We start from the raw sequence: 26,621 nt of genomic DNA, 5'->3' as shown, positions 1-26,621 counted from the left end.
CATACCCGCCGAAAGGTGCCCGACCTCCCATGCCCGAGCTGGTGTTCTTCTCCGGAACGATGGACTGCGGGAAGTCGACGCTGGCTCTCCAGATCGAGCACAACCGTTCGGCGCGTGGCCTGGTGGGCATGATCTTCACCCGCAACGACCGGGCGGGCGAGGGCAAGCTGTCCTCCCGCCTCGGCCTGGTCACGGACGCGGTGGAGGTGGGGGAGCACGCGGACCTGTACGCGCATCTCGTCGACCATCTCTCGCAGGGCCGGCGCGCGGACTACGTGATCGCGGACGAGGCGCAGTTCCTGGTGCCGGAGCAGATCGACCAGCTCGCCCGCGTGGTGGACGACCTGGACCTCGACGTCTACGCCTTCGGCATCACCACCGACTTCCGTTCCAAGCTGTTCCCCGGCTCCCAGCGGCTGGTGGAGCTCGCCGACCGGGTGGAGGTGCTCCAGGTCGAGGCCCTGTGCTGGTGCGGCGCCCGTGCCACCCACAACGCCCGGACGGTCGGCGGGGTGATGGTGGTGGAGGGCGCGCAAGTGGTCGTCGGCGATGTCACCGGGTCCCCGGACGAGGTCGGCTACGAGGTCCTGTGTCGCCGTCACCACCGCCGCCGCATGACGGCGTCGACCGCCCGTGCGGCCGCTCTGGCCCCGGACTTCCTGCCGATCACCTGACCGGCACCCCCGGCCTTCCGCGAGACGGATTTCGCGTGGCGGACCACCGTTCCGCGGACGGGCAGGTCACTCCGGCCTGACCTCGTTCAGCTCGTCACGGCAGGATCGCGATGCCGCTCGACCAGTTCAGGCCGAGCCGTTCCTGTGACGCCATGTGCAGGAACTGGAAGCCCTCCAGCTCGCGTGCCCGGCGCAACGGCCCCACGTCCAGGGGACGCATCCCCGCCGAGGAGACGAGCTCCGAGACGGCCTGCTTCGCGGCGTCGTCATCCCCGGCGACGAACACGTCCAGCGGCCGGCCGGCCACCTCACCGGTGACGAGCGGCCCGGCGAAGGTGGTGTTGAAGGCCTTGACCACCCGGGCCTCCGGCGCGGCGGCGGCGATCTGCTCGGCGGCCGAGGTGCCGGGTTCCACGACGAGTGAGTCGAAGGTGGAGAAGTCCACCGGGTTGGAGATGTCGACGACGACCTTTCCCGCCAGAGCGCCGGCCCACGCGGCGGCCACGTCGCGTCCGGCCGGGTAGGGCAGGGCGAGCACCACGATGTCGGAATCGGCCACCGCGCCTTCGTCCGCCGACGCGACGTCCGCCCCGGAAGCCTCCTGGCCCAGTGACGTGGCCAGGCCGTCCGCCTTGGCCCGGGTACGGTCGTACAGGCGGAGGGAGTGTCCGCCGGCCAGCGTCCGGGTACCGATGCCCCGGGCCATGTTCCCGGCACCGGCAATGGTGACGATCATGCGTTGCTCCGTACGTTGTCGGGTGGCTGGGGGAGGACCGTGCGCGGTTCACGCCGCTCGTGTGCCTCTTCACCGTGACACCCCCGGGCCGTCTCTGCCACCGCCCGCAGTGCTTCCGGCTGACGCCGCTGTCGGGAGGGAAGCCGGCTCCGTTTCCATCTGTGTGAACTGCTTCTCGCTTGGCCTCGGCTCGGAATCTCCCGGCAGACCCTTTACAGGGACGGCGAAGCACGACCTGACGGGGTGAGGGTGCTCGCCCGCAAGTGGGGATCCATGGAGTCTGCGTCGTGGACCCGGCGGCCATCACTTACGTGGCGTCGGCGTGGGGATCGTCGTCCCAGCCGGCCGCCAGTGCGGCAGGCAGCGGCAGCCCGTACTTCTCGCACAGGAAGCGGGTCTGGCAGTACCGCTGGGCGTCGGCGGCCACCCTGCCGAGGACCGCCGAGTTCATCCCGGCACCGATGAGGACACCCACGAATGGCACGACCTTGGCGACGTTCTTGACTGGCACCCTGGCGCCGGCCGGGCCGAGCTGCTGCATCAACTTCTCCAGGGCGGCCAGGAGGCGGTGGTCCTGGCGGAGCTTCTGTGACCAGTTCACGCGTCCCTTGACCGCGCTCGCCGCCCGTGCGGTGTCACGCAACGGCTTGGCTTTGGCCGCCTGCGCCATGAAGGACCGCTGCACCAGGCGTTGGATGAAGTCCTGCTCGTCGGGGTCCTTGGCGTCGTAGCCGTAGGAGTAGGCGATGCGTGCTGCGATCGACGTGCTCAGGACCTGGATGACGAGGATGTCCGCTGTCAGCGCGGCGGGTATACCGGCGATAGGGACCATGGCCAGCAGGCCCATGGCGCCGCCTTCGGCCGCGCCGGTGGCCCGCCACTTGAGGGTGTTACGGGTCAGCAGCCGGTCGCAGAACTTGAGTTCCTGCTGCCGCAGTTCGGTGAAACTGTCGAGTTCGAGGCCTCGCTTGCGAGCGAGCTTCTCGACGTTCTTCGGGTCGTTGAGCTCCAGGGCCGATTCGTTGACCAGCTCGAGCAACGCTGCCGCGCCTGCGAGCGCCGGTCGCATAGCCGTGTCGGCGACCGCGTCGCCCGCGCGACGGATCGGTTCCGTGACCGCCTCCGGCACGGCGTCCTTGACCCGTCTCACGGCGCTTCCCCCGACCTCACCGGTGCGACTGAGCGCGGTGCTCGCCCAGTTCGGCAGACCGCGGCGGTTGTCGCGACGCTGCCAGTGCTCATTGAGCGTGTCCCACACCTCCCGCTCATACGCGCTCATCGCGGGTGCGTCGTCCATCGGGGACGCACCGTCGGCGAGCGAGGCGGTGTAACTGCTCATTGAGGTTCTCCGTTTCGACTGTCATCGCTGGGTTCACGGTGCCCTCCCAGCCGACACGTGGGTGAAGTACATCTTTCAGTGGCGAGTTCCGGGAAAGGGGTGGAATGCGCAATCCCGATCCCGAACCGTTGACTTTCAGTCACCGAGGGTGAACGCGAGTCCTCCCGCGCGCAGTTCGTCCTCGGTCTGGGTGAGTCCGCCGCGGTGGGAGACCTCGACCGTGTAGAACTTCGAGCCCGGCGCGATGTCGTCGACCGTGAACGGGAACTCGCAGCCCAGCTCCGTCTTCCGGCCGAGGCCCAGGCTCCCCATGGCGACGAGGGTTCCGGCGGCGTCGGTGACGTTGACCTGGGTGCCGAAGTCGATGTCGGAGTAGCCGCCCGTCCCGAAGCACAGCTCCTCGGGGTCCAGACCCGCGCCGATCCCGGCGACGGTGAGGGCCCCGTCGGTGCTGAACGGCCCCTCCACGTCCTCGGTCAGCTCGGCGCTCACGGAGGGCGAAGCGGACGCACCGGCTGAGGGCGTGTCGGTCCTGCCGTTACCGGCCAGGGACGTCCCTGCCCAGCACGCTCCCACCACGGCGGCGCCGAGCCCGGCACCGATCGCGAGGACCGTGCCGCGCGACAGCCGCGACCAGCGGGAGGCGGAGCCGGAAGCGGGTCCCGGCTCCTCGGCCGTCACCCCGGGCGCCTCGGGAGCCGCGTTCGAGGGAGGGGTGTGCGGCTGCTGCTCCGGGACGGACATCGCGGGACTTCCTTTCGGGCGGGCGGCGGAGGGGGAAGCAAGGAGCGGGCGGTCCGGTCCCGGGACCGCCCGCTCCGGGTCCGCCGCGTCCCCCCCACGAGCGCGGCGGCGTATGTGGCTGCCGGTCAGCCGACCTTGGTCCACTCCTGGCAGCCGTTGGTCTCGAAGTACTCGCCCTTGTTGACCGTCACGCGGCCCTGCCCCTGGAGGTTGTCGTTGGCGATGATCGCGCCGAACTCCCCGGAGGCGTCCTTGGTGCGCGCCCAGTAGCAGTTCTCGATGATGCTGTTCTTCTCGGGCCCGGCGGTCTTGTAGGTGCCGGCCCGCATGTCCTCGCCGACGAGGTACTGGCCGTCGCCCTCGACCGTGGTGGGCGGTCCGGGCTTCTTGGCCGGCTTGGGGGTGACGGTGGCCTTCTCGGTGACCGTGGCGGCCGGCTCCGGTTCGCCGGCCTCGGCGGGCGCGGTCTCGGTGACGGTGGCGGCCGGGGCGGCGGAGTTGTCCGTACCGCCGGAGTCTCCGTCGCCACCGATGCCGACGCCGACTATGAGGGCGACGAACGCGGTCGCGCCGTGAGTGAGCCATGCCTTGCGGCGCGACGGCTTCGGCGGCGTCGGCATGCCCGCCGGAGGCAGTCCGGCACCCGCCGTCGGGGCCGGCATCGGCGGTACCCCGCCCCAGCTCGGCGCGTTCCCGGAGCCGAAGGGCTGAGGGGTGCTGGGCGGTATCGAGGGCGGGTGGCTCATCGCGGTGGTCCTCCGGTTCGGCGTCGTGGCGCTTGGTTGTTACAAGGTGCCCGCCGTTCCGGGAAAGCGGTGAGGAGATCACTGATAACCCGTATTATCAAACAGGTTTCTCTCTGGCGTTCGTCCTCGCTGTAGATTGCTGACGCCTGCCCCACGGAAGTGGGGCGGACCGCGAGACGCGAAGGCGGGAAGCCTGCCGCCGACGACCCAGGGGAGAGGAGGGACACGTCCGATGACGACGCACACGACCGCGCGGACGCCCTCCGCCATCCTGCCCGAAACACCGGCCTGGCGGATGACGTACGCCGAGATCGCCGCCCTCGCCCAGGTGAAGCGCCCGGTCCCCACCACGTGGGCCCGCCGCCACCCCGACTTCCCGGCTCCCGTCGCCCACGAGGACGGACGTCCCTTGTTCGACGCCCGCGCGGTCGTCGACTGGCTCGCCTCCACCGGCCGCGGCAACAGCGAGCCCCGCCGGCTCCGCGCCGAACTCGCCCTGCACACCCTGGCCGCCTGGCGCACCCCGGCCCTGCCGGCCTCCGTCCTGCTCGGCGCGCTGACCTCCCTGGTCTGCCTGCACCAGCAGCTCGACGCCCCCGTCGCCGACGGCCGCCCCTGGCACACCCTCCTGGAACGGGCCGCCGACCTCGACCCCGACGACCGCTTCCTCCTCTCCGACCTGCGGGCCCTGCCCGACCCGGACCGCACCGGCCCGGCCCTCGCCCACCTCGCCGACGAACTGATCGACGCCGCCTACAACCCCGCCGAGGCCTTCGACTGGATCCTCCAGGCCCGCCCCCGCCTCGGCTCCCACGACCCGGCCGCCGACGGGCCGACGTCGGCCGTGGTCCGCGCCCTCGCCGCGCTCTCCGGCATCGACACCCTCGGCGAGGGGGCCGTGGTCGCCGTCCCGCACGCCCTCTCCGGCGACCTCCCGGCCGCCCTCCACGACCAGGCCGCCGAGGACTCCGGCCACCTCTACCTCGCCGCCGACGCCGACCCGGCCCGGGTGCGCATGATCCGCCGTCGGATGCTGGTGCGCGGGGTGTACGAGTTCCGGCTCGACGTCGTCGAGGGCGAGGAACTGTCCGCCGACGAGTGGGGCTACCCGAACCTCCTCGTCTGCGCCCTGCCCTACGAGGCCGCCGAGACCCGCGACGCGAAGGCGGTCCTGGAGCAGGTCGCCGCCCTCACCGACTACCTCGACACCGGCGCCATGGCCGTCGTCCTCGGCCCCGCCGACGTCCTCACCGGCCCTCTCGCCCGGCACGGCGACGCCGACCGCCTGCGCCGCTCCTTCCTGGAGCCCGGTTTACTCAAGGCGGCGATCAGCCTCCCCGACGGCGCCTACGCCTACCGCCCCGGCTACCGCACGGCGGTCTGGGTCCTGGCGCGCGTCCCCGAGGAGCAGCGCACCGGCCTCGTCCTCCTCGCCGACTACTCCGCCCGGCCGCTCACCGAGCCCGTCCTCGACGCGCTCGCCGAGGACGTCGCCATCTGGCGCACCTCGGGCTGGACCCCCGACCCGCGACACGAACCGCGCCACGCCGCCATCGTCCACGGCACCGACCTCGACGGCCGCCCCGGTGCTGCGTTCACCCCACAGCACCGGACGCGGGCGTCCCGCCACACGCGGACAGTCGTGGAACGCCCGGCGGTCATCGCGGACTTGAAGCGTCGGCTGGGAGAACTTCAGGAGCGCGCGCGGGACGGTGAACTCCGGCTGCACGCCCAGGCGGAGCTGCGCCCCGAGACACAGCCGGTGCGCCGCACGTCCGTCGGCCGCCTCCTTCGTGCCCGCCGCCTGCGCCGCCGCCCCGGGCACCGCTTCGCGCCGGAACACCTCACGCCTGAGGGCCACTACACGGTCCTCACCCCGGAAGAGATCCTCGGCACCGCCCGCATCGGCGGCCGCCGCATCGACCGGGGCATCCTCCTCACGGCCTACGAGCACGCCCAGTTCACCGAACCCGGGGACCTTGTCGTCACCGCACACCCGCAGTTCGGCGTGTACGTCGACACGGAGGGGGTTTCGCTGGTCGCGGCCCCGGCCCGCATCCTGCGGGTACACCCCGACGCCGATCCGCCGGTACGACCCCGGGTGCTGGCGGCGCTGCTGCGGGCGGCGGCGGGGGAGCACGCTCGCACGAGCGGTGCGGTGCGCGCGTCCCGTCGTATCGAGGACCTGATCGTCCCCGACCTGAGCAGCGCCGAGGCCGATCTGTACGAGGCCGTTCTCGCCGAGATCGAGAGCCGGGTGGCGCTGCTGCGCGAGCAGACCGCCGCGCTCGACGACCTGACCCGCGTGATGGCGGCCGGCATGACCGACGGCACGCTCACCATCCAGCCACTTCCGCACACCGACGCCCCCTGAAGGAGACGGCCCACCCGATGGCTGCAAGTAAAGGCAAGCCCGCCGATCAGGCGGAGTTGTTCAGCGCCTCCACCGCCAAGGAGATCCAGGACATCCTCTGGAAGGCGGCCGACAAGCTGCGCGGCTCCATCGATGCCGCCCAGTACAAGGAGTTCGTCCTCGGCCTGATCTTCCTGAAGTACGTCTCCGACGCCTTCGACGAGCGCCGCACCGAGCTCGCCAAGGAACTCATGGAGGAGGGCATCGCCGAGGACCGCCTCGACGACTTCCTGGAGGACCGCGACGAGTACACCGGCGCGCACGTCTTCTGGGTCCCGGAGACCGCCCGCTGGTCCTGGATCGCCACGCACGCCAAGGCCCAGGGCGTCGGCAAGCTCCTGGACGACGCGATGGACGCCATCATGCGGGAGAACGCCTCCCTGACCGGTGTCCTCCCCAAGATCTTCAACCAGGACCGCGTCGACCAGAAGCGCCTCGCTGAACTCGTCGACCTCATCAGCGACGCGCGCTTCGGCGGCAACGGGGACAAGCCGGCGCAGGATCTGCTGGGTGAGGTGTACGAGTACTTCCTCGGCAACTTCGCGCGGGCGGAGGGCAAGCGGGGCGGCGAGTTCTACACGCCTCGGTCCGTGGTCCAGCTGATCGTGGAGATCCTGGAGCCGTACGAGGGGCGGGTCTACGACCCGGCGTGCGGCTCGGGCGGCATGTTCGTGCAGGCAGCCAAGTTCATCGAGGCACACCGGGGACGCGGTCACAAGGCTGACATCTCTGTCTACGGCCAGGAGTTGAACGAGCGCACCTGGCGCTTGGCCAAGATGAACCTCGCCATCCACGGCATCGACGGCAACCTGGCTGGCCGGTGGGGCGACACCTTCGCCGACGACAAGCACTCGGACCTCAAGGCCGACTTCGTAATGGCCAACCCGCCCTTCAACATCAAGGACTGGGCTCGGGACGAGACCGACCCACGCTGGAAGTACGGGGTCCCGCCGAAGAACAACGCCAACTACGCCTGGCTCCAGCACATGATCTCCAAGCTGGGGGAGAAGGGCACGGCGGGCATCGTTCTGGCGAACGGGTCGATGAGCTCCCAGTTCAGTGGTGAGGGCGAGATCAGGCAGGCGCTGGTAGAAGCGGACCTAGTGGCGTGCATGGTTGCGCTGCCCCCGCAACTCTTCCGCACGACGCAAATCCCGGCGTGCCTTTGGTTTTTGTCCAAGGACAAGTCGCCTCAGGGCGCACGTCGGTTGGACGATCGGCGAGGCGAAACCCTGTTCATTGACGCCAGGGGGATGGGGGAGATGGTCGACCGCACGGAGCGCATCCTGCCGCAGGCCGACCTCAGGAAGATTGCGGGCACTTACCACGCGTGGCGCGGTACGGCGTCGGCCCGCGAGGCAGGGCTGACGTACGAGGACGAACCGGGCTTCTGTTACTCGGCTGCCCTGGAGACGATCCGGGAGCACGGGTACGTGCTGACGCCGGGGCGGTATGTGGGGGCCGTGGAAGCGGAGGAAGAGGATGCGGAGGCTGTTGCCGAGCGGATCAGGAAGTTGACCGAGGAGCTTTACGAGCTGTTCGGCAAGTCGGCGGAGTTGGAGAAGACGGTACGTGAGCAGTTGGGGAGGGCCGATGGCTGAGTGGACTTCTCGCAAGCTGGGTGAACTCATCGCCATCAAGCACGGTTTTGCATTCAAGGGGGAGTATTTCGGAGAGGATGAGTCTGGTCCCATCCTTGTGACGCCAGGGAATTTCTCCATCGGCGGCGGGTTCAGGAAGGCTAAGATCAAGAGCTACTCGGGGCCGATCCTTGAGGAATTCGTGCTCGCGCCGGGTGATCTTGTGGTCACTATGACGGACCTGAGCAAGGCTGCCGACACGCTCGGGTATCCTGCGTTGATTCCGGAGAGGCTGACCTACCTGCATAACCAGCGAATCGGGAAGATTGAAATTCTGAACGCAAGGCAGCTGGATAAAGGATTTCTTCACTACGCCCTTCGAGTGGGTGATTACCGTCGGCATGTTGTGAACGGCGCGACGGGTTCAACTGTCAAGCACACCAGTCCCACACGTATCTGCGAATACGTCATCTCTCTTCCGAGTTTGCCGGAGCAGCGGGTCATTGCTTCCTTGCTCGGGGCACTTGATGACAAGATCGCTGTCAACGAACGTATCGCGATCACGTACGAGCGGCTGCTGCAGTGCCGTTACGCGGAGTTGGGGCTGGCTGATGAGCCGAACCCTGAAAGGGCTGTGTCTGTCACACGCTTTGTGACCTTCAACCCGAAGGTTGCGAAGCCGTCTGCGGATGATCCCATCTACGTAGAGATGGCGGCATTGCAGACTGATCGTTTTAGTATTCCTGCATGGACACGAAGGGCGCCCAAGTCTGGCCCCAGGTTCATGAACGGTGACACTCTTCTTGCGCGCATTACCCCCTGTCTGGAGAATGGCAAGACTGGCTATGTCGATTTTATGGGGAATGGCGAAGTTGGCCTAGGGTCGACCGAGTTTATCGTGATGCGCTCGCTGCCCGGAGTGCCCAGCGAACTGAGTTATTTCTTGGCCCGGGACGGCAGGTTCCGCGAGCACGCTATTCGCAACATGGTCGGCACGTCCGGACGGCAACGGGTCGGCGCGGGTGATGCTGCGAACTACCAGGTGAATCGGCCTGATTCGAATGCTTTGGTCGGCTTCGGGCGGGAGGCCTCGGCCGCCTTCGGTCACATCAAGTCGCTGCAGGCGGAGAACCGCACCCTTGCCACCCTCCGTGACACCCTCCTCCCCCAGCTCATGTCCGGCCGCCTTCGCGTCAAGGACGCCGAGAAGATTGTCGAGGACGCCACATGACGACGCCCCATGACGGAAACGAGTCCGACGACAGAACCCACCGCCGTCCCACTGAGGCCGATTGGGAGATCCTCGCCCTCGACGAGCTGGCCGAGTTGGCCTGGCAGCCGGCCTCCGGTAACGCGTTCGCACCCGGTTCCGACCACCGGAAGTCCTGGGACGACCTGATCCTCTACCCGGACCTCCGGGAGGCGATCGAGCGGTTGAACCCGGAGCTGCCCCCGGACGCCGTTCGCGAGGCTGTGGCGACCGCTGCCACCCCCGGTTCCCAGGACACCTACGAGGAGAACCGGGCCGCTCACCGTCACCTCACCACCGGCATCCGGTCCGTCACCTACACCGACTCCCACGGCGCCGAGTACAACCCCACCATCCGCCTCCTCGACCTGGCCGACCCGGACGCGAATACCTACCGCGCCCTCAACCAGGTCACGGTGATTGACGGCGACAAAAACCGCCGCTTCGACGTCATCCTGTACGTCAACGGCCTGCCCCTCGCCGCCATCGAGCTGAAGCGCGCTGGCGACGAGGACGCGACGCTCCAGACGGCCCACGCCCAGGTGGCCCGGTACGTGCAGGAATTCCCGACCGCTTTCCGCTACAACGCGGTCGTCCTGCTTTCCGACGGCATCACCGCGAAGTACGGCACCCCGTTCACCCCGTACGAGCACTTCGCCCCGTGGAACACGGATGAGTTCGGCGCCCGCGTTGACCTCCTGACCGCCGACGGTTTCTCGGAGTCGGGGCAGAACCTGGCGCTCCACGGCCTGTTCACCCAGTCCCGCTTCCTCGAACTGATCCAGTCCTTCATCAACTTCGTCCCGTCCAAGCGGATGAAGCGGATCGCGAAGCCGCACCAGTACCACGCGGTCACCCGCGCCGCCGAGGAGGTTCGTACGGCCTCGGCGAGCAACGGCAAGGCTGGCGTCGTCTGGCACACCCAGGGCTCCGGCAAGTCGGAGGAGATGGTCCTCACCACCACCCTGGTGATGCGAGAGCCAGCCCTGCTGAACCCCACCGTCGTGGTTGTCACAGACCGCACGGACCTCGACGATCAGCTCTACTCGACGTTCCAGGAGAGCGAGATCCTCCCGGAGACGCCCAAGCAGGTCGTCACCCGCGCCGAACTCCGAGAGGAGCTCGCGGCGAAGAGGACGGGAGGGATCCTCTTCACCACGCTCCAGAAGTTCGGCAAGACCAAGGAGGAGCGGGAGTCGGGCACCGACCATCCGATGCTCTCCGACCGCCGGAACATCGTCGTGATCGTCGACGAGGCCCACCGCAGCCACTACGACGACCTCAACGGCCTCGCCCGCCACCTGCGCGACGCGCTCCCGCACGCCACGCTGCTCGCCTTCACCGGCACGCCGATCTCGGAGGCCGACCGCAACACCCGCGAGGTGTTCGGCGACTACATCGACGTCTACGACCTCAAGCGCGCCGCCGACGACGGCGCGACTGTGAAGGTCTACCACGAGAGCCGCGTGATCCAGCTCGTCCTGGACCGCGACGTCGACCCGACCACCATCGACGAGGAGGCCGACCGCATCACCGACGGCCTCGACGACACCGAGCGCCGCCGCGTCGAACAGGCCGTGGCGACGATGAACGCCATGTACGGCGCGCCGGCCCGCATACGCGACCTCGCGGCCGACCTGGTGGAGCATTGGGAGGCCCGCCGGGAGCGGATGAAGCCGTTCGTAGGCGCCTCCGAGTCGGGCGGGGCGCCCGGCAAGGCGATGGTGGTGTGTGCGACCCGCGAGATCTGCGTACGCGTCTACGACGCGCTGCGCGAGCTGCGCCCCGAGTGGCACAGCGACGAGTTCGAGAAGGGCATGATGAAGATCGTCTTCTCGTCGAACTCCCGCAAGGACTCGGACGCGCTGCTCGCTCACGCGCTGACCGACAGCCGCCGCAAGGCCGTTATCAACCGGGCCAAGGACCCCGACGACGAGCTGGAGCTGCTCATCGTCAACAACATGCTGCTGACCGGCTTCGACGCCCCGCCGATCCACACCATGTACCTGGACCGGCCACTCAAGGGCGCCAACCTGATGCAGGCCCTGGCCCGCGTCAACCGCCGCTTCCGCGGCAAGGAGGACGGCCTCCTCGTCGGCTACGCTCCGCTCACAGAGAACCTCCAGCGGGCCATCGCCGAGTACACCGAGGCCGACCAGCGCGACCGCACCCTCGGCCAGGACGTCGAGCGCGCACTGGACGAGCTGCGCAACGAGTACGACGTCCTGACCGGCATCCTGCGCGGCTTCGCCTGGGAGCCGTTGCTCGACCGGCCCGGTCCCAAGGCGTTCGTCGACGCGGCCCTGCGGAGCGCCGAGTACCTGCTCGACCCCCGCACGCCCGGCAACAACCCGGAGCAGCTCGACGATCCACGCCAGACACTGAGCCGCCGTTTCCGTGAGCACGCCTACCGCCTTGAGCGCTTCTGGGCTCTGGCGGGCAGTTCGAAGCATGTCGGGGACCGGTTCGCCGACCGGCCGGCCTGGAAGCGGCACATCCAGTTCTTCGTCGAGGTCCGCGCCTACGTGGCGAAGCTGGACGCCATGAACCGCGAGGCACGCGGGCTCCCCGTCGCCCGCGACGTCGAGCTGTACCTCTCCCAGCTCACGTCATCGGTGGTGGAGACGGGCGGAGTGACGGATCTGTTCGCCGAGGCCGGGCTGGAGACTGCCGACCTCACCCACCTCACCGACGCACTCGTCGCCCAGCTCCAGAACAGCGACACTCCGCACCTGGCGGCCGAAGCGCTGCGGCGGCTCGTCGAGCGGAAGATGCGCGAGGTCACCCGGCACAACATCGTCCGGCAGACCACGTTCTCCGAGCGCCTCCAGGACCTGATGGTGCGCTACATGCGCCAGCAGTACACCAGCGCCGAACTCATCGCCAAACTGGTCGAGATGGCCAAGGAGGTCATGGCCGACGCCAACCGGGGTGAGAAGTTCGACCCGCCCCTGAACTGGCGTGAACTCGCCTTCTACGACGCCGTCGCCGACCACGGCACGGCCCGCTCGCTCATGGGCGACGAGGTCCTGGCCGGTATCGCCCGCGAACTGGTCGCCGAGGTCCGCCGCCAGCTCAAGCCCGACTGGATCGCCCGCGAGTCCGTCCGCGCCCGCCTGCGCAGCACCATCAAGCGCCTCCTGGCCCGCAACAACTACCCCCCGGACCAGCAGAAGGAGGCCATCGACCTGGTCCTCCGCCAGATGGAGCACTTCGCCAACGAGTGGTCCGAGAAGGGGGTTCCGGAGAACTGAACGTCAGAGCCCTGCCGACCAGAGATCAGGTCGGCAGGGCTCTGATGACCGTACGAGTGTCAGACGTGCCGCTCCGACGAGGCCAGTCCGACGAAGCCTGCCCAGGCCTCACGTGGGACCGTAACGACGGGCCCGGTGATGGTCTTCGAGTCACGGACGTGCACAGCAGCCGAACCGGCTGCGACCTCTACACACTGACCGCCCTCGGTTCCGCTGTAGCTGCTCTTGAACCAGGTGAGGTCGGATGCGGCGGTTGAGGACTCAGCGTTATTCATAGCGATCCCAGCAACCCTTCGATGAACTTCGTTGACTCTCGCGGACTGAGAGCTTGTGATCGGATAATCCCATAGCGTGCAGCCGCGAGAGCCGTCTGTTCCGGGTCGGTCTCAAGAGAACTGGTCGAGTGAGTCTCTGCGTAGACGAACTTCTTGCCGTCCTTCCTGGTGACAACCGTGAACGGTCCATTCACGCCTGCGTTCTCCTCGCACTCGGTCGGTACGACCTGGATCTCGACGTTCTGCTTCTGACCGGCGAGGAGAATGAGCTCCAGCTGACCTCGCAGCACATCCGTGCCGCCGTAGCGATGTCGCAACACCGCCTCATTCACTACGAAGCTCAACAGCGGGGCCGACCTGCGGTCGAAGATGTCCTGCCGGGCCAGCCGAGCGGTCACCCGCTGTTCGACCGTTTCCGGGCCAAGGGGCGGTCGCCGCATCGCGAGCAGCGCCCTCATGTAATCCTCGGTCTGGAGCAGCCCGTTGACGACATGTGTGTCGTACATGAGCAGCTCAAAGCACTCCTTCTCCAAGGCCGCCATCCCCTGGAAGAACACCGGATACTGAGCCCGCTCCACCTGCTCCTTCCACAGGCACAGCAACCCACCGGCCCTCAGTACCTCATCCGCCCGCTCGATCGTCCGGGGCGTCGGAATCCTCCGCCCCTGCTCGAACGATGCGATCGTGGACGCCGAGTACCCGAGCCGCCGCCCGAACTCCTCGCGCTCCAGGCCCTCCCGCACCCGCAGCGTCTTCATGGTCTGTCCGAACGCGACGACGACACCCCGCCCCGCCTCGTCCTCCGGTCGCCGCCCGGCCCCGTCGTCGTTCTCCCAGCCGTCTCCGAGACTCACGACTACCGCTCCCGCGCCGCCGCCGTTGCCGTTCTCACGCTCCCCGGGAACCGCCTCGGCCCCGGCTTCCGCACCCGTGCGCTCCGCCATGTCCACCACCGCCTTCTCTCGCTCAACGCCCCCGCAAGGGACGCCGTCACGGCGCGCAGCTCCTACTCGCGCCGACAGCGCGGGTACAGCCGCCCCCTGTCGCTGCGTCACTACTGGTCACGCTACGCGACCGACGGGACCGTGAGGGGCGTGACGACGAAACCCATCAATCTCACCGACACCACCGAAACCGGTCAACCCGCCACCCCCTGGTCCCCCTTGAAGATGGTCCCGCCCCCGTCCCGCACCTTCGAGATGCGCTTCACCTCCACGCCCCGCGGAGCCCGCCTCGCCCGTCGCCTCGTAGCCGTCCGTCTGGACGTGTGGGGCGTCCCGTACGGCACCGACCCACACGACGCGATCGTGCTGATCGTCGCGGAACTCACCGCGAACGCCGTACAACACGGCCACGTCCCCGGCCGGGACTTCCACCTTCGCCTCCACGCGACCCCCGACGGCCGCACCGTACGCGTGGAGGTCACCGACACCCGCACTGAACGCCACCCTCGCCGCCCCACCGCCCCGGAGGAGCCCGACGGCACCGCTGAGGCCGGCCGCGGCCTGCTCCTCGTATCGCGGCTCGCGACCCGCTGGGACTGGCACCCGCGCCTGGACGGCCCGGGCAAGACCGTCTGGGCGGAGTACACGTTCCCGTCCTGGCCCCGGTAGTGAACCGCCCCTCCGGATTGCACCGCGCGGAGGGCTAGGACGTCGAGCGCGCGGCTCGCGCCGAGCAGGCACGCGCCGCTCTGCGGAAGTGAAACGGCTACGACCCCGACGTCAGGCAGCAGGCCGCGCTGGACGCCGAATCGGACAGGCGGCTCGGTCAAGCGAGGGCAAGGTGGCCCCTCACCGACTGGATGTGTCCGGACAGCCTTTGGCACCCTCCGAATGCCCATGCATCTTCATCAACTGCCTTGCTAACCAGGGTTATCAGGCAGGAGATCCTGCAAGAGATCCGCCCGCTCCTACGGTTCCGTCCATCGACAGGCCCCCGGCGGCCCAGCCGCCGCCCCGGCGCCTGCCGGTGCTCGCCCCTTCCACGTCAGTACGGGAACCACGGGAGACACTTCATGGACGACGCCACGGATCGGACCCCCGACCACGCACTGCCGCTGCCCGAGCTGGTGGAGGCCCGGCTGGCCGGTGACCGGAAGCTCACCGATCCGGTGAAGGCCCTCATCCGCGAGGCACTCGGCGACTCCGGGAACGCCGAAGACGGCGCAGGCGCCTCCTCCGCTGGCCCCCTCTACCTGGGCAAGGTCACCGTCACCGGATTCCGCGGTGTCGGCTCCCGGACGCTGCTGAAGCTGAAGCCCAAGCCCGGAGTCACCCTCGTCGTCGGACGCAACGGCTCCGGCAAGTCGAGCATCGCCGAGGCCGTCGAGACCCTGTTCACCGGTACCAACGCCCACTACGCGGGACAGCACCCGAGCCACGCCGTCCGCTGGCGCAACCTGCACCAGGGCGAACAGACCGTCGTCGAGGCCAAGCTGACCGTCGAGGGCGACCCGTCGCCGAGCACCCTCACCCGCACCTGGACCGGCGACGCCTTCACCGACTCCGAGGCCGTGCTCAGGCGGCCGGGACACGGCACCGTGCCGCTGGAACAGGCCGGCTGGGAGCGGGCGACCCGCGCCTACCGCCCCTTCCTGTCGTACGCCGACCTGGACAACCTGATCAACGGCAAGCCGTCCGAGATGTACGACAACATCGCCGTGATCCTCGGCCTCGACCACCTCAACGCCGCCGCGCGGTGGCTGACGGCGGCGAAGAAGGAACTCGACACCGTCGTGAACGCGGAGAAGGACAAGAAGCCGCTCCTCCACGCGGCCCTGGAGGAGGTCGGGCACGACGACCGGGCGCTCAAGGCCCTCCTGGCGATGGAGGAGAACGGCGGACCCGACCACGCCGTGCTCGACGCCCTGATCGTCGGAGCACCCACGTCCGACGAGGGCCGGCTGCGGGAAGCCCGGCTGGAGGCCGCCGCCGAGACCGAGGGGCCCGACCTCGACAAGGTCGGCGCCGCCGTCGACGCACTGCGGCACGCCGTCGCCGACCTCGACGACCTGAAGGGCACCGCGGCCGCCGACGCCCACAGCAGGGCCGAACTGCTCCAGGCAGCCCTCAGCCACAGCGACCGCCACGCCGACGACACGGCCTGCCCGGTCTGCGGTACGGAACAGGTCCTGGACCGGGAGTGGGCCGCGCGCGCCGAGCAGCAGATCGCCGCCCTCCTCCGCGAGGCCGCAGCCGTACGCGAGGCCGAGGCCGGCCTGCGGACCGCGACGCGCACCCTGCACAACCTGGTGCTCCTGCCTCGGGAGATCCCGGCCGTGCTCGCCGAACCGTGGGAGGCCTGGGGAGACTGCCGTCGGATCACCGACCCCGCCGAACTCGCCGAGCGCGCGCTCAAGGCGGCGGTGACACTGACGGACGCGTGCGCGATCGTGGCCGGTGCGGCGCGCGAGGAACTGGCGGCCAAGGACGAACGCTGGCACGCGGTCGTCGGCCTGCTCGCCGAGTGGACGAAGCTCTCCCGGGAGGCCGAAGCCGCCAAGCCCCGTAGGACCGAGGTCAGCGCCGCCCTCAACTGGATCAAGAAGCTCACGACCGAGGTCCGCGACCTCCGCGTCGACGCCTTCGCCGGCCACACGCAGCGGATCTGGGAGAGGCTGCGCCAGCAGAGCAGCGTCGACCTGACCCACGTCGGCCTGCACGGCAGCGAGAGGGCCAACGTGCGCAAGCTGGTCATGGACGTCACCGTCGACGACACCGAGGCCTCCGCCCTGGGCGTCATGAGCCAGGGCGAACTGCACTCGCTCGCCCTCTCCCTGTTCCTGCCCCGCACCGCCACGGCCGACAGCCCCTTCGGCTTCGTCGTCATCGACGACCCCGTGCAGTCCATGGACCCGGCGAAGGTCGACGGCCTGGCCCAGGTGCTCGACGAACTCGGCCGCGACCGGCAGGTCGTCGTCTTCACCCACGACACCCGGCTCCCGCACGCCTTCCGCAGCCAGAACCTGCCGGTGACCGTGCTGAGGGTGGAGCGCGGCGAGAAGTCCAAGGTGCACGTCACCTGCGACACCGACCCGGTCAAGGAGGCCATCGACAACGCCATGGCCCTCGCCCAGACCACGAACTGCTCCGAGACGGCCCTGCGTCACGTCCTGCCGTCCCTGTGCCGCGAGGCCCTGGCGACGGCACTCGTCGAAGCGGCCTGGCTCCGCCGCAACCGCACCGGCCAGTCCGCCGAGCACCTCCAGTCCGCCATCGACGCGACCGAACGGCTCATCCCGCTCGCGTCGTTCGCCCTCTTCGACGACGGCCTCGTCCACCCCGACGACGACGTCAAGAACCGCCTCCGCCACCTCTACGGCAACGAGTGCACGACCCTGATCCACCAGTGCCAGCAGGGCGCCCACCCCGGCGGCTTCCTCCCGCACCACCCGGTGGACTTCGTCCGGAGGGTCGAGGCCCTCGCCGCTCGGCTCCGCACCCCGGAGGTGAACGCCTGATGCCCGCCACCCGCACCGGCGCCGACACCATCACCGCCCTCCTCACGACCGCCGACGCCCTCCTCGCCGAAGGCCTGGACGGCGGCGGCCCGCTGACCCCGGCAGGCCGTGCCCGTGGCGCGGCCTACGCCCTCCGGATCGCCCTGGAAGCGGCCGTCGACGCTACCCTCACGGCTGAGGAAGCCGGACTCGGCACGATCAGCATGCGCGCGAAGCTGCTCTGCTTGCGCCACTACGCCGGCCCCGCCCTGGCCCATCGCGTCAACGCCCTCTGGAACCGGCTCAGCGAGGGCTGCAAGTACCACCACGACGAGATCGGACCGCGTCACGCCCAGGTGCACGCCTGGCGGGCGACCGTCGGGACGCTCGTTGCGGAACTCGCCGCAGCCAGGGCGGTCGTGGCGTTCCCCCAGCAGGCGGGAACATAGGGGACCAGCGGTATAGGGCTCCGGACCGCCGGAGCCGCCACAACGGCCGATAGGGTTTCGCGCTGTGGAAATCGGATCTTTGGTTGAGCAATGTGACGGCAGTGCCGTACGTCGTGTAGGTACCGTTCGTGTGCTGGACGAGAAGGAGGTCGTCGTTGAGTGGGAGGGGGGTGAGAGCGAGCACTTGCCCGTACCCGTACCGGAATCGGTGAGAACTCTCGCCCCAGGCACGATCCGGTACAAGGCCGCCACCGACCTCGCGGCGCTTCAGGGTGAGTTCGAGAGTGATCCCGTGAAGGTGTTGGTCGAACTGCTCCGCGAACTGGACGAGCGGGTCAACATCACCGTGTTGCGGAAGTACGTGGAGGACATGGGGCTCGTTGCGAACATGTCGCTCAAGTGGAGTCAGGTGCGTGAGTTGCTCAGTGCCCATCCCGAGGTGCGCACAACGAGCAAGGGCATGCGATGGGGCGGGGGCGGGATAGAGACCAGCAGCTCCTCTCGGCAATGGTCCGCTTCCGAAGCACTTCGAAAGCTGGTGGACAAGTCCCCCAAGCCGAGGGGCACCAAGCGACCGTTGTTCGCCGCCGTGTCCGCCGGGCTCGACGAGTTGTCGCCGTACGAACTCCTGGCGGTACACGCACTCGACATGCCCGTGACCGAGTGGCCGCGGCACTGGACGGAACCCCACCCCGAGCGCGTGCCCGAAGAGATCAACCTGATCGCTGTCGAGCACATCCTCGAGATGTCGCGCGCCAGGAAGCGCATCGTTCTCCCCGGTACCAAACCCAGCCCGGTCGCGAAGAAGGCTGCGGAGATCCCGTCGTCCCTCGATCTCCTTCCGTTGCTCGTCCCCCTGGCGGCGATGCCCGCTTCGAGCCCCGCGGCGGACAGGGCGGCCAAGGCGCTGAGCGGCGAGCAGGCATGGAATGCCTTGCGCACCGGGATGGAGTGCTTCGAGCAGGCGCTGTCCACGAGCCCTGGCTTCGAGGACACACGGGCTCAGGGGGAGCGGTTGGCCCCTCTCTCGACCAGGGCCAGGGAACTCCTGAAGACGGTGCTGATGAGACGGCCCAAGGAGGACGATCTTCCATGGTTGGACTTCGCGGAGGAGATGGCCTTCCGGGCCTGCGCGTTGCTGGCGGATCCCCGGATCCAGGAGCAGCCGAACGGACTCGTGCGGGATTGGGCCCAGCACGTCGCCGACCATCCGGGCATTCCTGTCGAGCTGCGAGAAGCAGCCAGAACGGCCCAGGCCGCCGCGGCGGCCGAAGCCGCCGATGCGGCGGAGGCGGATGGCACGGGTGACGGCGAGAGGACGAAGGAAGGTAGGGAGGCCGAGGCCTCACCCGAGACGCCCACGGTGTTTTCGGAGGAGACCGAGTCCACGGGAGTTGAGGACGGAGGCGACACCGACGCCGAGGCGGGCGAAGCCGACACTGCCGAGCCCGCGGACGCCACGATCGCGACCGACGAACCTCTCCAGGAGGTGACGGAGGACGCCCCGGACGGGACACCGGAGGCGGCGCAGGAGTCCGAGCGGGACCCGCAGGCCGAGATCGAGGCCCTGAAGCACCTGCTGGAGGAGGAACGGAGCAACGCCGATGCGGCCCGGACCGAGTACGAGCAGCAGCGCCGGGCCGCATCGGACGCACTGACCGAGGCAGAGGCAACGGCGAACCGGTTGCGGCTCCGCATCGCGGACGAGGAGAAGCGCCGCGCCGAGGCCGAGACGCGTGCTCACGCTGCCGAGGCCAGGTGGGAATCGGCCCAGCGGGACGTGGAAGAGGCGGCTCAGCGCGCCGAGGCGATGGCACGTCAGCTCCGGCGGCGGGACGACGAGCTCCGGCAGTCCCGGCAGACCGCGCGCGGGGCATCGCAGGCGCAGTTGCGGCAGGCGAGGATCGACACACTGCGCGTGCTCGCCGCGGTGCTCGCCGAGGTCGCGGACCAGGCGGTCCACGAGGGGGAGGAGACAGGGCCGGCGAACGCTCTGTACCGGAGGGCCCTGGCGCGCTCGGCGGCGGCCGGGGTGGTGGACGTCGGCGTACTCGGCGAGGAGACGGACTACGACCCTGTGCTCCACCGGGCCCCTGGTGGACCGGCGGCACGGGTGGTGGTCGAACGGCCCGGCTATGCGTGGCAGGGCCCTCGTGAACCGGAGCCCATCGTACTGGAGCAGGCCATCGTCCGCAGGGCCGAGCAGTAGGCATAACAGTTGATTTCCGCTGCCGGGGTTGAGGTCCCCGGCAGCCAATGCCCATGGAGGACATCGGTGCAGCACGACAAGCCCTTGATCGGCATCGACTTCGGTACCGCGACCACCTTGGTGAGCCAGCGGCTTCCCGGCGGCTCACCGGAGGTCGTGCCGATCGGGCACGGTACTTCCTGGATGCCGAGCGTGATCGCCGTCTCCGCCTCCGGTGAGCCTCTGTTCGGCGAAGGCGCCGAGGCGGCGGCCGGGGCCTCGGCGCTGCGGTCGGTGAAACAGTGCATCACTCTCGACCTGACGCCCGAGGAGCTCCCGGGCCGGGAAGGGGCCGGCACGATCCGGCACTCGGCGGACGACATGATCGAGCAGCTGCTGAAGCACGTGCTGCTGCGTGCCAAGGCCGCCGGAGCGGACACCGAGGACGCCCACTTCCGCCTTGCCTGCCCCGCCATCTGGGACGGACCGCGGCGCAGGCGGCTCGCCACTCTGGCTAGGGCCGCGGGCATCCCGGTGGCTGTCGGGGACATGGTCGACGAGCCCGTGGCCGCCGGACTCGCCTGGTCGGAGGGGCTCTACTGGGAACTCGGCGAGGACCGGCCCGACGGGACCACGCTGGTCTTCGACTTCGGCGGGGGCACCCTCGACATCGCCGTGGTCGAGGTCACCGAGTCGCTCCAGGACGGCTCCCCCGAGCTCACCGTGCTCTCGGCACGCGGTGTGGCCAGGGCCGGTGACGCTTTGGACCTCCGGATCGCCCAGGACCTCGAACAGGACTTGGAAGCCATGGGCATAGTGGTGAAACGGATGCCCGACCCCGCCACCCTCAGGGCGCTGATCTTGGCGGCCGCCCGACGGCTCAAGGTGCTGCTCTCGGACACGCGGTACGACGAACAGGCGGTTCCGGTCGGCGGCGGATACACCAACCTGCCGCTGCTCAGCTACACGCGCCGACGGCTTGAGGACGCCTTCCGGCCCCAGATGGAGGAAGCCCTGGAATTTGTCAGGGCCGCCCTGTGCGAGGCGCGGCTGCGGCGGCGTACGACGCCCGACATCGCGCAGCTGGCCCGCATGCCCCTTTCGGAACTGGCGACCGACGTGCAGCACGTGCTGCTCGCCGGCGGCATGTCGCAGGTACCTCTGGTGCGCCAGGCCTTCGAGAAGAAATTCCCCCACGCAGAGGTGGAGTTCGACAGAGCGCTGGAATCACCGGAGCAGTCGGTCGTGACCGGCCTGGTGGTGCACAACTACCACCGGCTCAACCTCCCCCGGCCCGGCTTCGACCTGATGCTGGAGTGGGACGGCTTCGACGGGGGCCGACGCGGCGAACTGCTCTATCCCGCCTTCCAACCGCTCTACACCGCGCACCAAGTGATGCGCCGCGAGGAGCTGGCCTATCGCTGGAGGGGGACGCCGGATGTCCAAAGGGTCACCAAGGCGCGGATCCGAGCGCTGGCGGTGGACGGGGAACCGATGGACTTCTCGGTGGAAGGCAGTGCGCTGCCGTATCTACCCGTCGTACTCCACCCGAGGACGGCGTTCTCGCTCGCCCTGCGGCTCAATGGCGAAATGGTTGTTCATGACTCCACCGCCCGGCCCATGACGTTCAGGGTGGAGAGGTGGCCTGTGCTCCGGGCGGGGGAGCAGGGTGCCATCCGTCTGACGCGTGTGCGAAGGGACGGCCAGGAGTACCAGTCTCATTCCTTCACCGACCTGTACTCCCATCCGTGGCAGTGAGGTTCGCGGCAGTAAGGTGTCGGTCGGTGGCCCGGGACGCGCCCGTGGCCACCGGCCGACGTCCGGTCAGGCACCCTCGACCAGGACGAGGGCGACCGTCTCAGTGGACAGGCTGAAGCGGGAGTCCCGCTTCATCTGTGCCAGAAGGGCATCCTGGCGAGTCTCCAGATGCGTCACCCGGCTCTCGTGGAGGCGGCGGATCGAGGGGTGGTCCACCTCGTGGGCGAGACGCCGGGCCCGCGCGATCTTCAGTTGAAGGGTGTCTCTCACCGTCGCGCGTCGGCCTTCGGCGAGCCGGGTGTTCTCGGCCTCGTAGAGCCGTTTGGTCGTCCGCTCCTGCACGGCCGCGAGGGCCTGCACCTCGTCCAAGGCCTCGACGATCAATGCGTCGACGTCGTCGGGCAGCGGCTCGTCGGTGCCGGTGAGTTCACCGCGGGCGAGAGAAGTCAGAAGCGCGGTCCCGACCTCGGGCACTTCCCGCATCGTCTGGCTGTCGACCGCGGTGGTCCACAGCTCGCGGCGCGAACGAGTGCCATCCGTACGCGCCAGCCGGACCTCCACCAGATAGCGGGAGCCGGGCGGCAGGCCGGGCAGCCGTGCCCGGCCGTAGCGCAGGAGCAGCTCGGGGCGCTCCTCGTACCACCACTGGGCGGTGCGCACCAGCGGGTGGCGGACACTGAGCAATGGAGCTCCACTCGCCGACGAGGCACTCGCGGTCAGACAGAAACGCGTCGACGAGCCGCTCCTGAGCCTGCCCAGCAGATCACCGCGAGGGTGGGGGAAGGCGCCCGTGTCCATCGCCTCGTACATCGCCTTGAGCAGGTCGCCGCTGCCTGTGACGTCCACCAGGTCGTCCTCGTGGGGGACGTCACGCAGCAGTCCGTACCCGCTGTCGGTGAGGAAGCACTCGACGAGTCCGCGGATCTCCTGGGGGCCCAGATAGCGCCCTCTGCCCGGGCTGGTTTCGTCAAATCCCTCAATGAGTAGACCGTCCAGGCCGGTGAGAAGAGCCTGGGCGTCGTTCAGGCTTTCCAGGTCTTTCTCGCGATCCACCCGCGCGACCGCGATCCGGTCGACCTGGTGACGCCGCTGCTCCAGGGTGAGGTGAGGGTCCAGGACGATGCGGTGCAACTCTTTGAGGCGTCCGCGGAGGATCGGTTCGAGTTCTCCGATCGAGTCCTGGAAGACCCCGATGCGTGCGTAGAGGCGCTGGAAGATGTCGGTCTCGATGGTGCCGGGCACCTGCATGTTGAAGATGAAGATCTTCTCGTGCTGCTGCCCGAACCTGTCGAGCCGTCCGATGCGCTGCTCGACCCGCATGGGGTTCCAGGGCAGGTCGTAGTTGACCAGGACGTTGCAGAACTCGAAGTCCAGGCCCTCGCTGCCCACCTCGCTCACCAGAAGCAGATCGAACGCGCCGGCACGGAAGTCCCTCATAATGCGTTCCCGCTCGCTCGGCGGGGTTTTCCCGTGCATGACCCGGACCTTGAACTCCGGTGCCAGCCTTTCCTCCAGGTACTCCAGGGTGCGGGTGAAGAAGGAGAAGACCATTGCCTGCCGCATGCCCTTGGCGCGGGCGCTGCGCAGCATGTCCGCGAACCGCTCGAACTTGGTGTCCACAGGGAGGCCCCGCAGCAGGGAGTGCAGCGTCGAGAGATCGTCGGCCTGCTCCGCCAGTTCGCGGGTGAGATTCGCGGGTGAGGTAGTCGGTCTTGTACGGCGGTCGTTCGGGGCGTCCTCGGAGTCGTCGACGACCCCCGACTCGTAGAGGAGTTCCTCAACGGCCTCCTCCTCGGCAGGTCGGGGCGAGAAACGCTCCCGCAGCCGCCGCTGCATGGCCGGGATACAGCTGGCCGCCTGCCGCAGCCACATCTGTGCGGCGAAGCCGGCGGCCATGCCGCTGCGGGCGGCGCGCTTGAGACACCAGGCGTGCAGGTCGTCGTAAAAGGTACGCTCCTGCGGGGTCCAGCGAACCGCGACGTCCGCAGCTTCACGCAGGGCCTTGCGGTCGGGAGTGTCGGCCTTACGTGTCCGATTGACGACACCCGCGAGGGCGTTGAGTTCGGCGATGCACCGCCGCGCCTCGGCGCGCTGCTGGGGGGACAGCGGCGCGCCGGTGCTCAAAAGTTCTCGGAGGCGCCGGAACTCAGGTCGTTGAGCGGTGATCCTTCCGTGCGTGGAGGTCTGGACTCTCATGAGCCGGGAGTGCAGGGCTCGAGCGCCGTCCGTGGTGTCCGTGCCGCCCTTGGCGAGTCCGACGGCCACGGCGTTCAGGTGGCGGTTGGGTTCGAGCTGGTTCTCGAAGACCTTGGGTTCCGGGAAGGACGCCTCGTCGAGAAGGTGGACGAGGTTGTAGAGGTCCTGGTTGCCAAGATTGAGAGGGGTGGCGGAAAGGAAGATCAGCGCGTCGGCCCAGTCGGCGAGCAGGGCTGCCGCGGCGTGGCTTCGGCTGCTCGCGTTGCGCAGGTAGTGCGCCTCATCCACGATCACGAGGTCGAAGCGGGGCTGGAGTTCAGCGAGCTCATCTAGCTGCCCGGCCCGCCGGAGTCGCTCCAGAGACACCACTCCGGCGAACGGCTCGCTGGTGTCCCCGCTGCGGAACAGTTCCACCAGCTCCGCCATGCCCTCTTTGTCGAGGACGCGGAGGTGCCGGTCGAAGCGGTCGCGCATTTCGTTCTGCCACTTGGTGACAAGGGCGGCAGGGCACACGACGAGCCCTCGGAAGTGGGTGCCACCGCGCCGTCCCGAGGTACGCCGCAGGTGGGTGCGCTGCTCCAGTTCGTTCCAGATCAAGCCGGCTTCGATGGTTTTACCGAGACCGACTTCGTCCGCGATCAGCAATCGCTGGCGATCCGAACTCATCAGTTTGAGCACGGGACGGAACTGGTAGGGCCGGAAAATCGTGCGGCTCGACTGGTACGAGTACACGACATCCGTGAGGGGCGTGCTCAGCTTGGCGAGGGTGAGCGCGAGGGCGGTCCGGTCGGCGGGAGCGGGCGGACGGAGAATCCAGTCCTCGGGGTCGTCCGAACTGGGCGGAAGTGCCTCAAGGTCCTCCTCAAAGGCCATGCGGGAGCGTCCGCCGCTCGCGTCCTGCAATTTGTACTGGACGCCTCCGTCCCGCGTCGGCGTCGCCTTGATCACGGTAAAGGTTTCCCGCCTGCCCGCAAGACGGACGAGGTCGCCACGGACGAACACGGGTGTGACCTCTTCGGGGACAGCGGCACACCAATCCCTGTACTGAGCGAGGGCTTGGTGAAGCAGATGACCGTCGTCTATGTCACGGAGGCGCTTTCGCTGAGGGGCAACGGCATCTCCACCGTTGCTCAACGCGAACCCGACGAGGATCTGGCTGGCCCGCGACTCGAAGAGGTAGATGCCATCGGGCAGCTTGCTTGGGGTGTCGCTGCGCTGTGCTTGCGGCACGGGATGCTGTCGTGCCGCGGGCACCGGAATCCGTTCGGAGCATTCCGGGCTGTCGTAGAAGAAGTGTTGCGCTTCGCTGAGCGCCTCCAGAGCCGTTGCTCCGGTCGGCTCACTCCAGGGGATGTACTGCAGCCGGAGCCGGTCGTCATTGAGTGACACAGTTGCTGCCGCAGAGCACTTCTCGCTCTCTGATGCCGCTTTTTCCCTCACTTCATCCCCCTGTCCTATGGACACTGTGCCCAGGCACTCAGCGGATCATCTCCCGCCGTCCCGAAGGAGCCGGTGCGGCCAGAGCCGTCAAATCGGCTAACAAGGGGTGGAAGTGATCTGCTGCTGGGTTGCTGCGTGGCGCCGAAGCCTTCTCATGGGAGCCGGTTTGGCCCGAGTAAGACTACTTGGCGGCACTCGGTGGTCATGTGTCCCCTCTGTGAATGCCACCGGCGCTTGTCGTCCACTGCCTCAGGTCTGGAGGCGTCCTGGCTCGGTTCCGACGGGCCGTCACAGGACCTGCAACAGCGAGAACCGCGCCCCCTCCGAGTCCGTCACCGTCGCGATCCGGCCGTGGGCGCTGTCGTGGGGCCGCTCGAGGAGCTGGCCGCCCAGGTACAGGACGTGGTCCACCGTGTCGTCGACGTCGGCCACGGTGAAGTACGTCGTCCAGTGCGGTCCGCGCTCCCTCAGGAGGCCGTTGCCCACGCCGTGGATCCCTGCCACGGGCCGGCCCGCCACGCTCAGGGTCACGTGGTCGAGGTCGGTGGAGACCTCGGGCTGTGCGGTGTGGCCGAACACCGTCGCGTAGAACTTGGCCACGCGCTCCGACTCGAAGGTCGTCAGTTCGTTCCAGGCGGGCACACCGGGCACCCCGGTGACCGCCTGGCCCAGGTGCGCGGACGCCTGCCAGATACCGAAGACGGCGCCCGAGGGATCGGAGCCGATCGCCAGCCGCCCGGCCTCGGCGAGGTCCAGCGGGCCGACGCCGATGGTGCCGCCGCACGCCCGCACGGTCTCGGCGGTGCGGTCCACGTCCACCGAGGCGAAGTAGGGCGTCCAGGCCACGGGAAGATCCAGATCCGGCGACAGCATCCCGATACCGGCCACCTCGCAGCCGTCGAGCAGGGCCCGCGCGTAGGGGCCGAGTTGCTGCGGACCGGGCCGGAACTCCCAGCCGAACAGCGCTTCGTAGAAGCTCCGGGCCCGGTCAGCTCCATGCACCATGAGACTCACCCAGCAGGGTGTACCGGGTGTGTACCGAACAGGCGCTTCACCGTCTCGGCGGGCGGACCCCCGTGCGTCGGTCATCGTCACTCTCTTCTCGGCCGCCCTGGCGGTGGCCGTGCTCTTCTCGACCC

General features: G+C 68.8%; 19 protein-coding genes. 11 read left to right on the top strand and 8 right to left on the bottom strand.

The features are described from left to right. Positions 1–29: 29 nt before the first annotated feature. Positions 30–674 carry a thymidine kinase gene (locus ACFYQA_RS20260; protein WP_388919441.1) on the top strand — a complete coding sequence of 215 codons (645 nt, stop codon included), beginning with the start codon at positions 30–32 and terminating at the stop codon, positions 672–674. A gap of 94 nt (positions 675–768) precedes the next feature. On the opposite strand, the gene ACFYQA_RS20255 is transcribed toward ACFYQA_RS20260, so the two are convergent. The 4 genes from ACFYQA_RS20255 to ACFYQA_RS20240 form a co-directional block, all read right to left on the bottom strand. Then, positions 769–1,410, bottom strand: a complete 642-nt coding sequence (locus ACFYQA_RS20255; protein ID WP_388919438.1) for an NADPH-dependent F420 reductase — start codon at positions 1,408–1,410, stop codon at positions 769–771. 307 nt (positions 1,411–1,717) lie between these two features. Further along, positions 1,718–2,749, bottom strand: a complete 1,032-nt coding sequence (locus ACFYQA_RS20250) for an EcsC family protein (protein ID WP_388919435.1) — start codon at positions 2,747–2,749, stop codon at positions 1,718–1,720. Between the two features lie 135 nt (positions 2,750–2,884). After that, positions 2,885–3,493 carry a hypothetical protein gene (locus ACFYQA_RS20245; protein WP_388919432.1) on the bottom strand — a complete coding sequence of 203 codons (609 nt, stop codon included), beginning with the start codon at positions 3,491–3,493 and terminating at the stop codon, positions 2,885–2,887. A gap of 125 nt (positions 3,494–3,618) precedes the next feature. Continuing rightward, positions 3,619–4,239 carry a hypothetical protein gene (locus ACFYQA_RS20240; RefSeq protein WP_388919429.1) on the bottom strand — a complete coding sequence of 207 codons (621 nt, stop codon included), beginning with the start codon at positions 4,237–4,239 and terminating at the stop codon, positions 3,619–3,621. A 232-nt stretch (positions 4,240–4,471) separates the two neighbouring features. Between ACFYQA_RS20240 and ACFYQA_RS20235 the strand changes: the two genes are divergently transcribed. The 4 genes from ACFYQA_RS20235 to ACFYQA_RS20220 are packed head-to-tail and all read left to right on the top strand — an operon-like array spanning position 4,472 to position 12,735. Beyond that, positions 4,472–6,613, top strand: coding sequence for a hypothetical protein (locus ACFYQA_RS20235; protein ID WP_388919426.1), 2,142 nt, complete (start codon positions 4,472–4,474; stop codon positions 6,611–6,613). A 17-nt stretch (positions 6,614–6,630) separates the two neighbouring features. Continuing rightward, the gene (locus ACFYQA_RS20230; RefSeq protein ID WP_388919423.1) at positions 6,631–8,253 is read left to right on the top strand and encodes a type I restriction-modification system subunit M; all 1,623 of its coding nucleotides are present in this window, start codon (positions 6,631–6,633) and stop codon (positions 8,251–8,253) included. Beyond that, positions 8,246–9,463: a restriction endonuclease subunit S gene (locus ACFYQA_RS20225; protein ID WP_388919420.1), complete on the top strand. Its 1,218-nt coding sequence runs from the start codon at positions 8,246–8,248 to the stop codon at positions 9,461–9,463. Before ACFYQA_RS20230 ends, ACFYQA_RS20225 begins: the two co-directional genes overlap by 8 nt. Then, complete coding sequence (locus ACFYQA_RS20220) at positions 9,460–12,735, top strand: type I restriction endonuclease subunit R (RefSeq protein WP_388919417.1); 3,276 nt, start codon at positions 9,460–9,462, stop codon at positions 12,733–12,735. The genes ACFYQA_RS20225 and ACFYQA_RS20220 overlap by 4 nt, the downstream gene beginning before the upstream one ends. A gap of 59 nt (positions 12,736–12,794) precedes the next feature. Here the strand turns inward: ACFYQA_RS20220 and ACFYQA_RS20215 are convergent, their stop codons facing one another. Next, on the bottom strand, positions 12,795–13,010 hold the full coding sequence (locus tag ACFYQA_RS20215; protein WP_388919414.1) for a DUF397 domain-containing protein: 216 nt from the start codon (positions 13,008–13,010) through the stop codon (positions 12,795–12,797). Further along, complete coding sequence (locus tag ACFYQA_RS20210) at positions 13,007–13,954, bottom strand: helix-turn-helix domain-containing protein (RefSeq protein ID WP_388919411.1); 948 nt, start codon at positions 13,952–13,954, stop codon at positions 13,007–13,009. Before ACFYQA_RS20210 ends, ACFYQA_RS20215 begins: the two co-directional genes overlap by 4 nt. Before the next feature lie 150 nt (positions 13,955–14,104). Between ACFYQA_RS20210 and ACFYQA_RS20205 the strand changes: the two genes are divergently transcribed. The 5 genes from ACFYQA_RS20205 (at position 14,105) to ACFYQA_RS20185 (ending at position 21,846) form a co-directional block, all read left to right on the top strand. Further along, positions 14,105–14,623, top strand: coding sequence for an ATP-binding protein (locus ACFYQA_RS20205; protein WP_388919408.1), 519 nt, complete (start codon positions 14,105–14,107; stop codon positions 14,621–14,623). Between the two features lie 404 nt (positions 14,624–15,027). Next, positions 15,028–17,472 (top strand): AAA family ATPase, encoded by a 2,445-nt coding sequence (locus tag ACFYQA_RS20200; RefSeq protein ID WP_388919405.1) that lies wholly within the window; start codon positions 15,028–15,030, stop codon positions 17,470–17,472. Continuing rightward, the gene (locus ACFYQA_RS20195; protein ID WP_388919402.1) at positions 17,472–17,900 is read left to right on the top strand and encodes a hypothetical protein; all 429 of its coding nucleotides are present in this window, start codon (positions 17,472–17,474) and stop codon (positions 17,898–17,900) included. Before ACFYQA_RS20200 ends, ACFYQA_RS20195 begins: the two co-directional genes overlap by 1 nt. A gap of 130 nt (positions 17,901–18,030) precedes the next feature. Beyond that, positions 18,031–20,109 (top strand): hypothetical protein, encoded by a 2,079-nt coding sequence (locus ACFYQA_RS20190; RefSeq protein ID WP_388919399.1) that lies wholly within the window; start codon positions 18,031–18,033, stop codon positions 20,107–20,109. A gap of 66 nt (positions 20,110–20,175) precedes the next feature. Continuing rightward, positions 20,176–21,846, top strand: a complete 1,671-nt coding sequence (locus tag ACFYQA_RS20185; protein WP_388919396.1) for an Hsp70 family protein — start codon at positions 20,176–20,178, stop codon at positions 21,844–21,846. A 66-nt stretch (positions 21,847–21,912) separates the two neighbouring features. On the opposite strand, the gene ACFYQA_RS20180 is transcribed toward ACFYQA_RS20185, so the two are convergent. Continuing rightward, on the bottom strand, positions 21,913–24,915 hold the full coding sequence (locus ACFYQA_RS20180) for a helicase-related protein (protein WP_388919393.1): 3,003 nt from the start codon (positions 24,913–24,915) through the stop codon (positions 21,913–21,915). Positions 24,916–25,101: 186 nt separating this feature from the next. Between ACFYQA_RS20180 and ACFYQA_RS20175 the strand changes: the two genes are divergently transcribed. After that, positions 25,102–25,428: a hypothetical protein gene (locus ACFYQA_RS20175; protein ID WP_388919390.1), complete on the top strand. Its 327-nt coding sequence runs from the start codon at positions 25,102–25,104 to the stop codon at positions 25,426–25,428. A 342-nt stretch (positions 25,429–25,770) separates the two neighbouring features. Here the strand turns inward: ACFYQA_RS20175 and ACFYQA_RS20170 are convergent, their stop codons facing one another. Then, a complete protein-coding gene (locus ACFYQA_RS20170; RefSeq protein WP_388919387.1) occupies positions 25,771–26,571 on the bottom strand; it encodes a VOC family protein in 801 nt (266 codons plus the stop codon). Positions 26,572–26,621 lie beyond the last annotated feature (50 nt).

The sequence above is a fragment of the Streptomyces sp. NPDC005774 genome (assembly GCF_042871645.1).
Classification (GTDB): Bacteria; Actinomycetota; Actinomycetes; order Streptomycetales; family Streptomycetaceae; genus Streptomyces; species Streptomyces pratens.
Note: the sequence above shows the minus strand (reverse complement) of the source record. Positions and strands in the feature narration are given on the sequence as shown.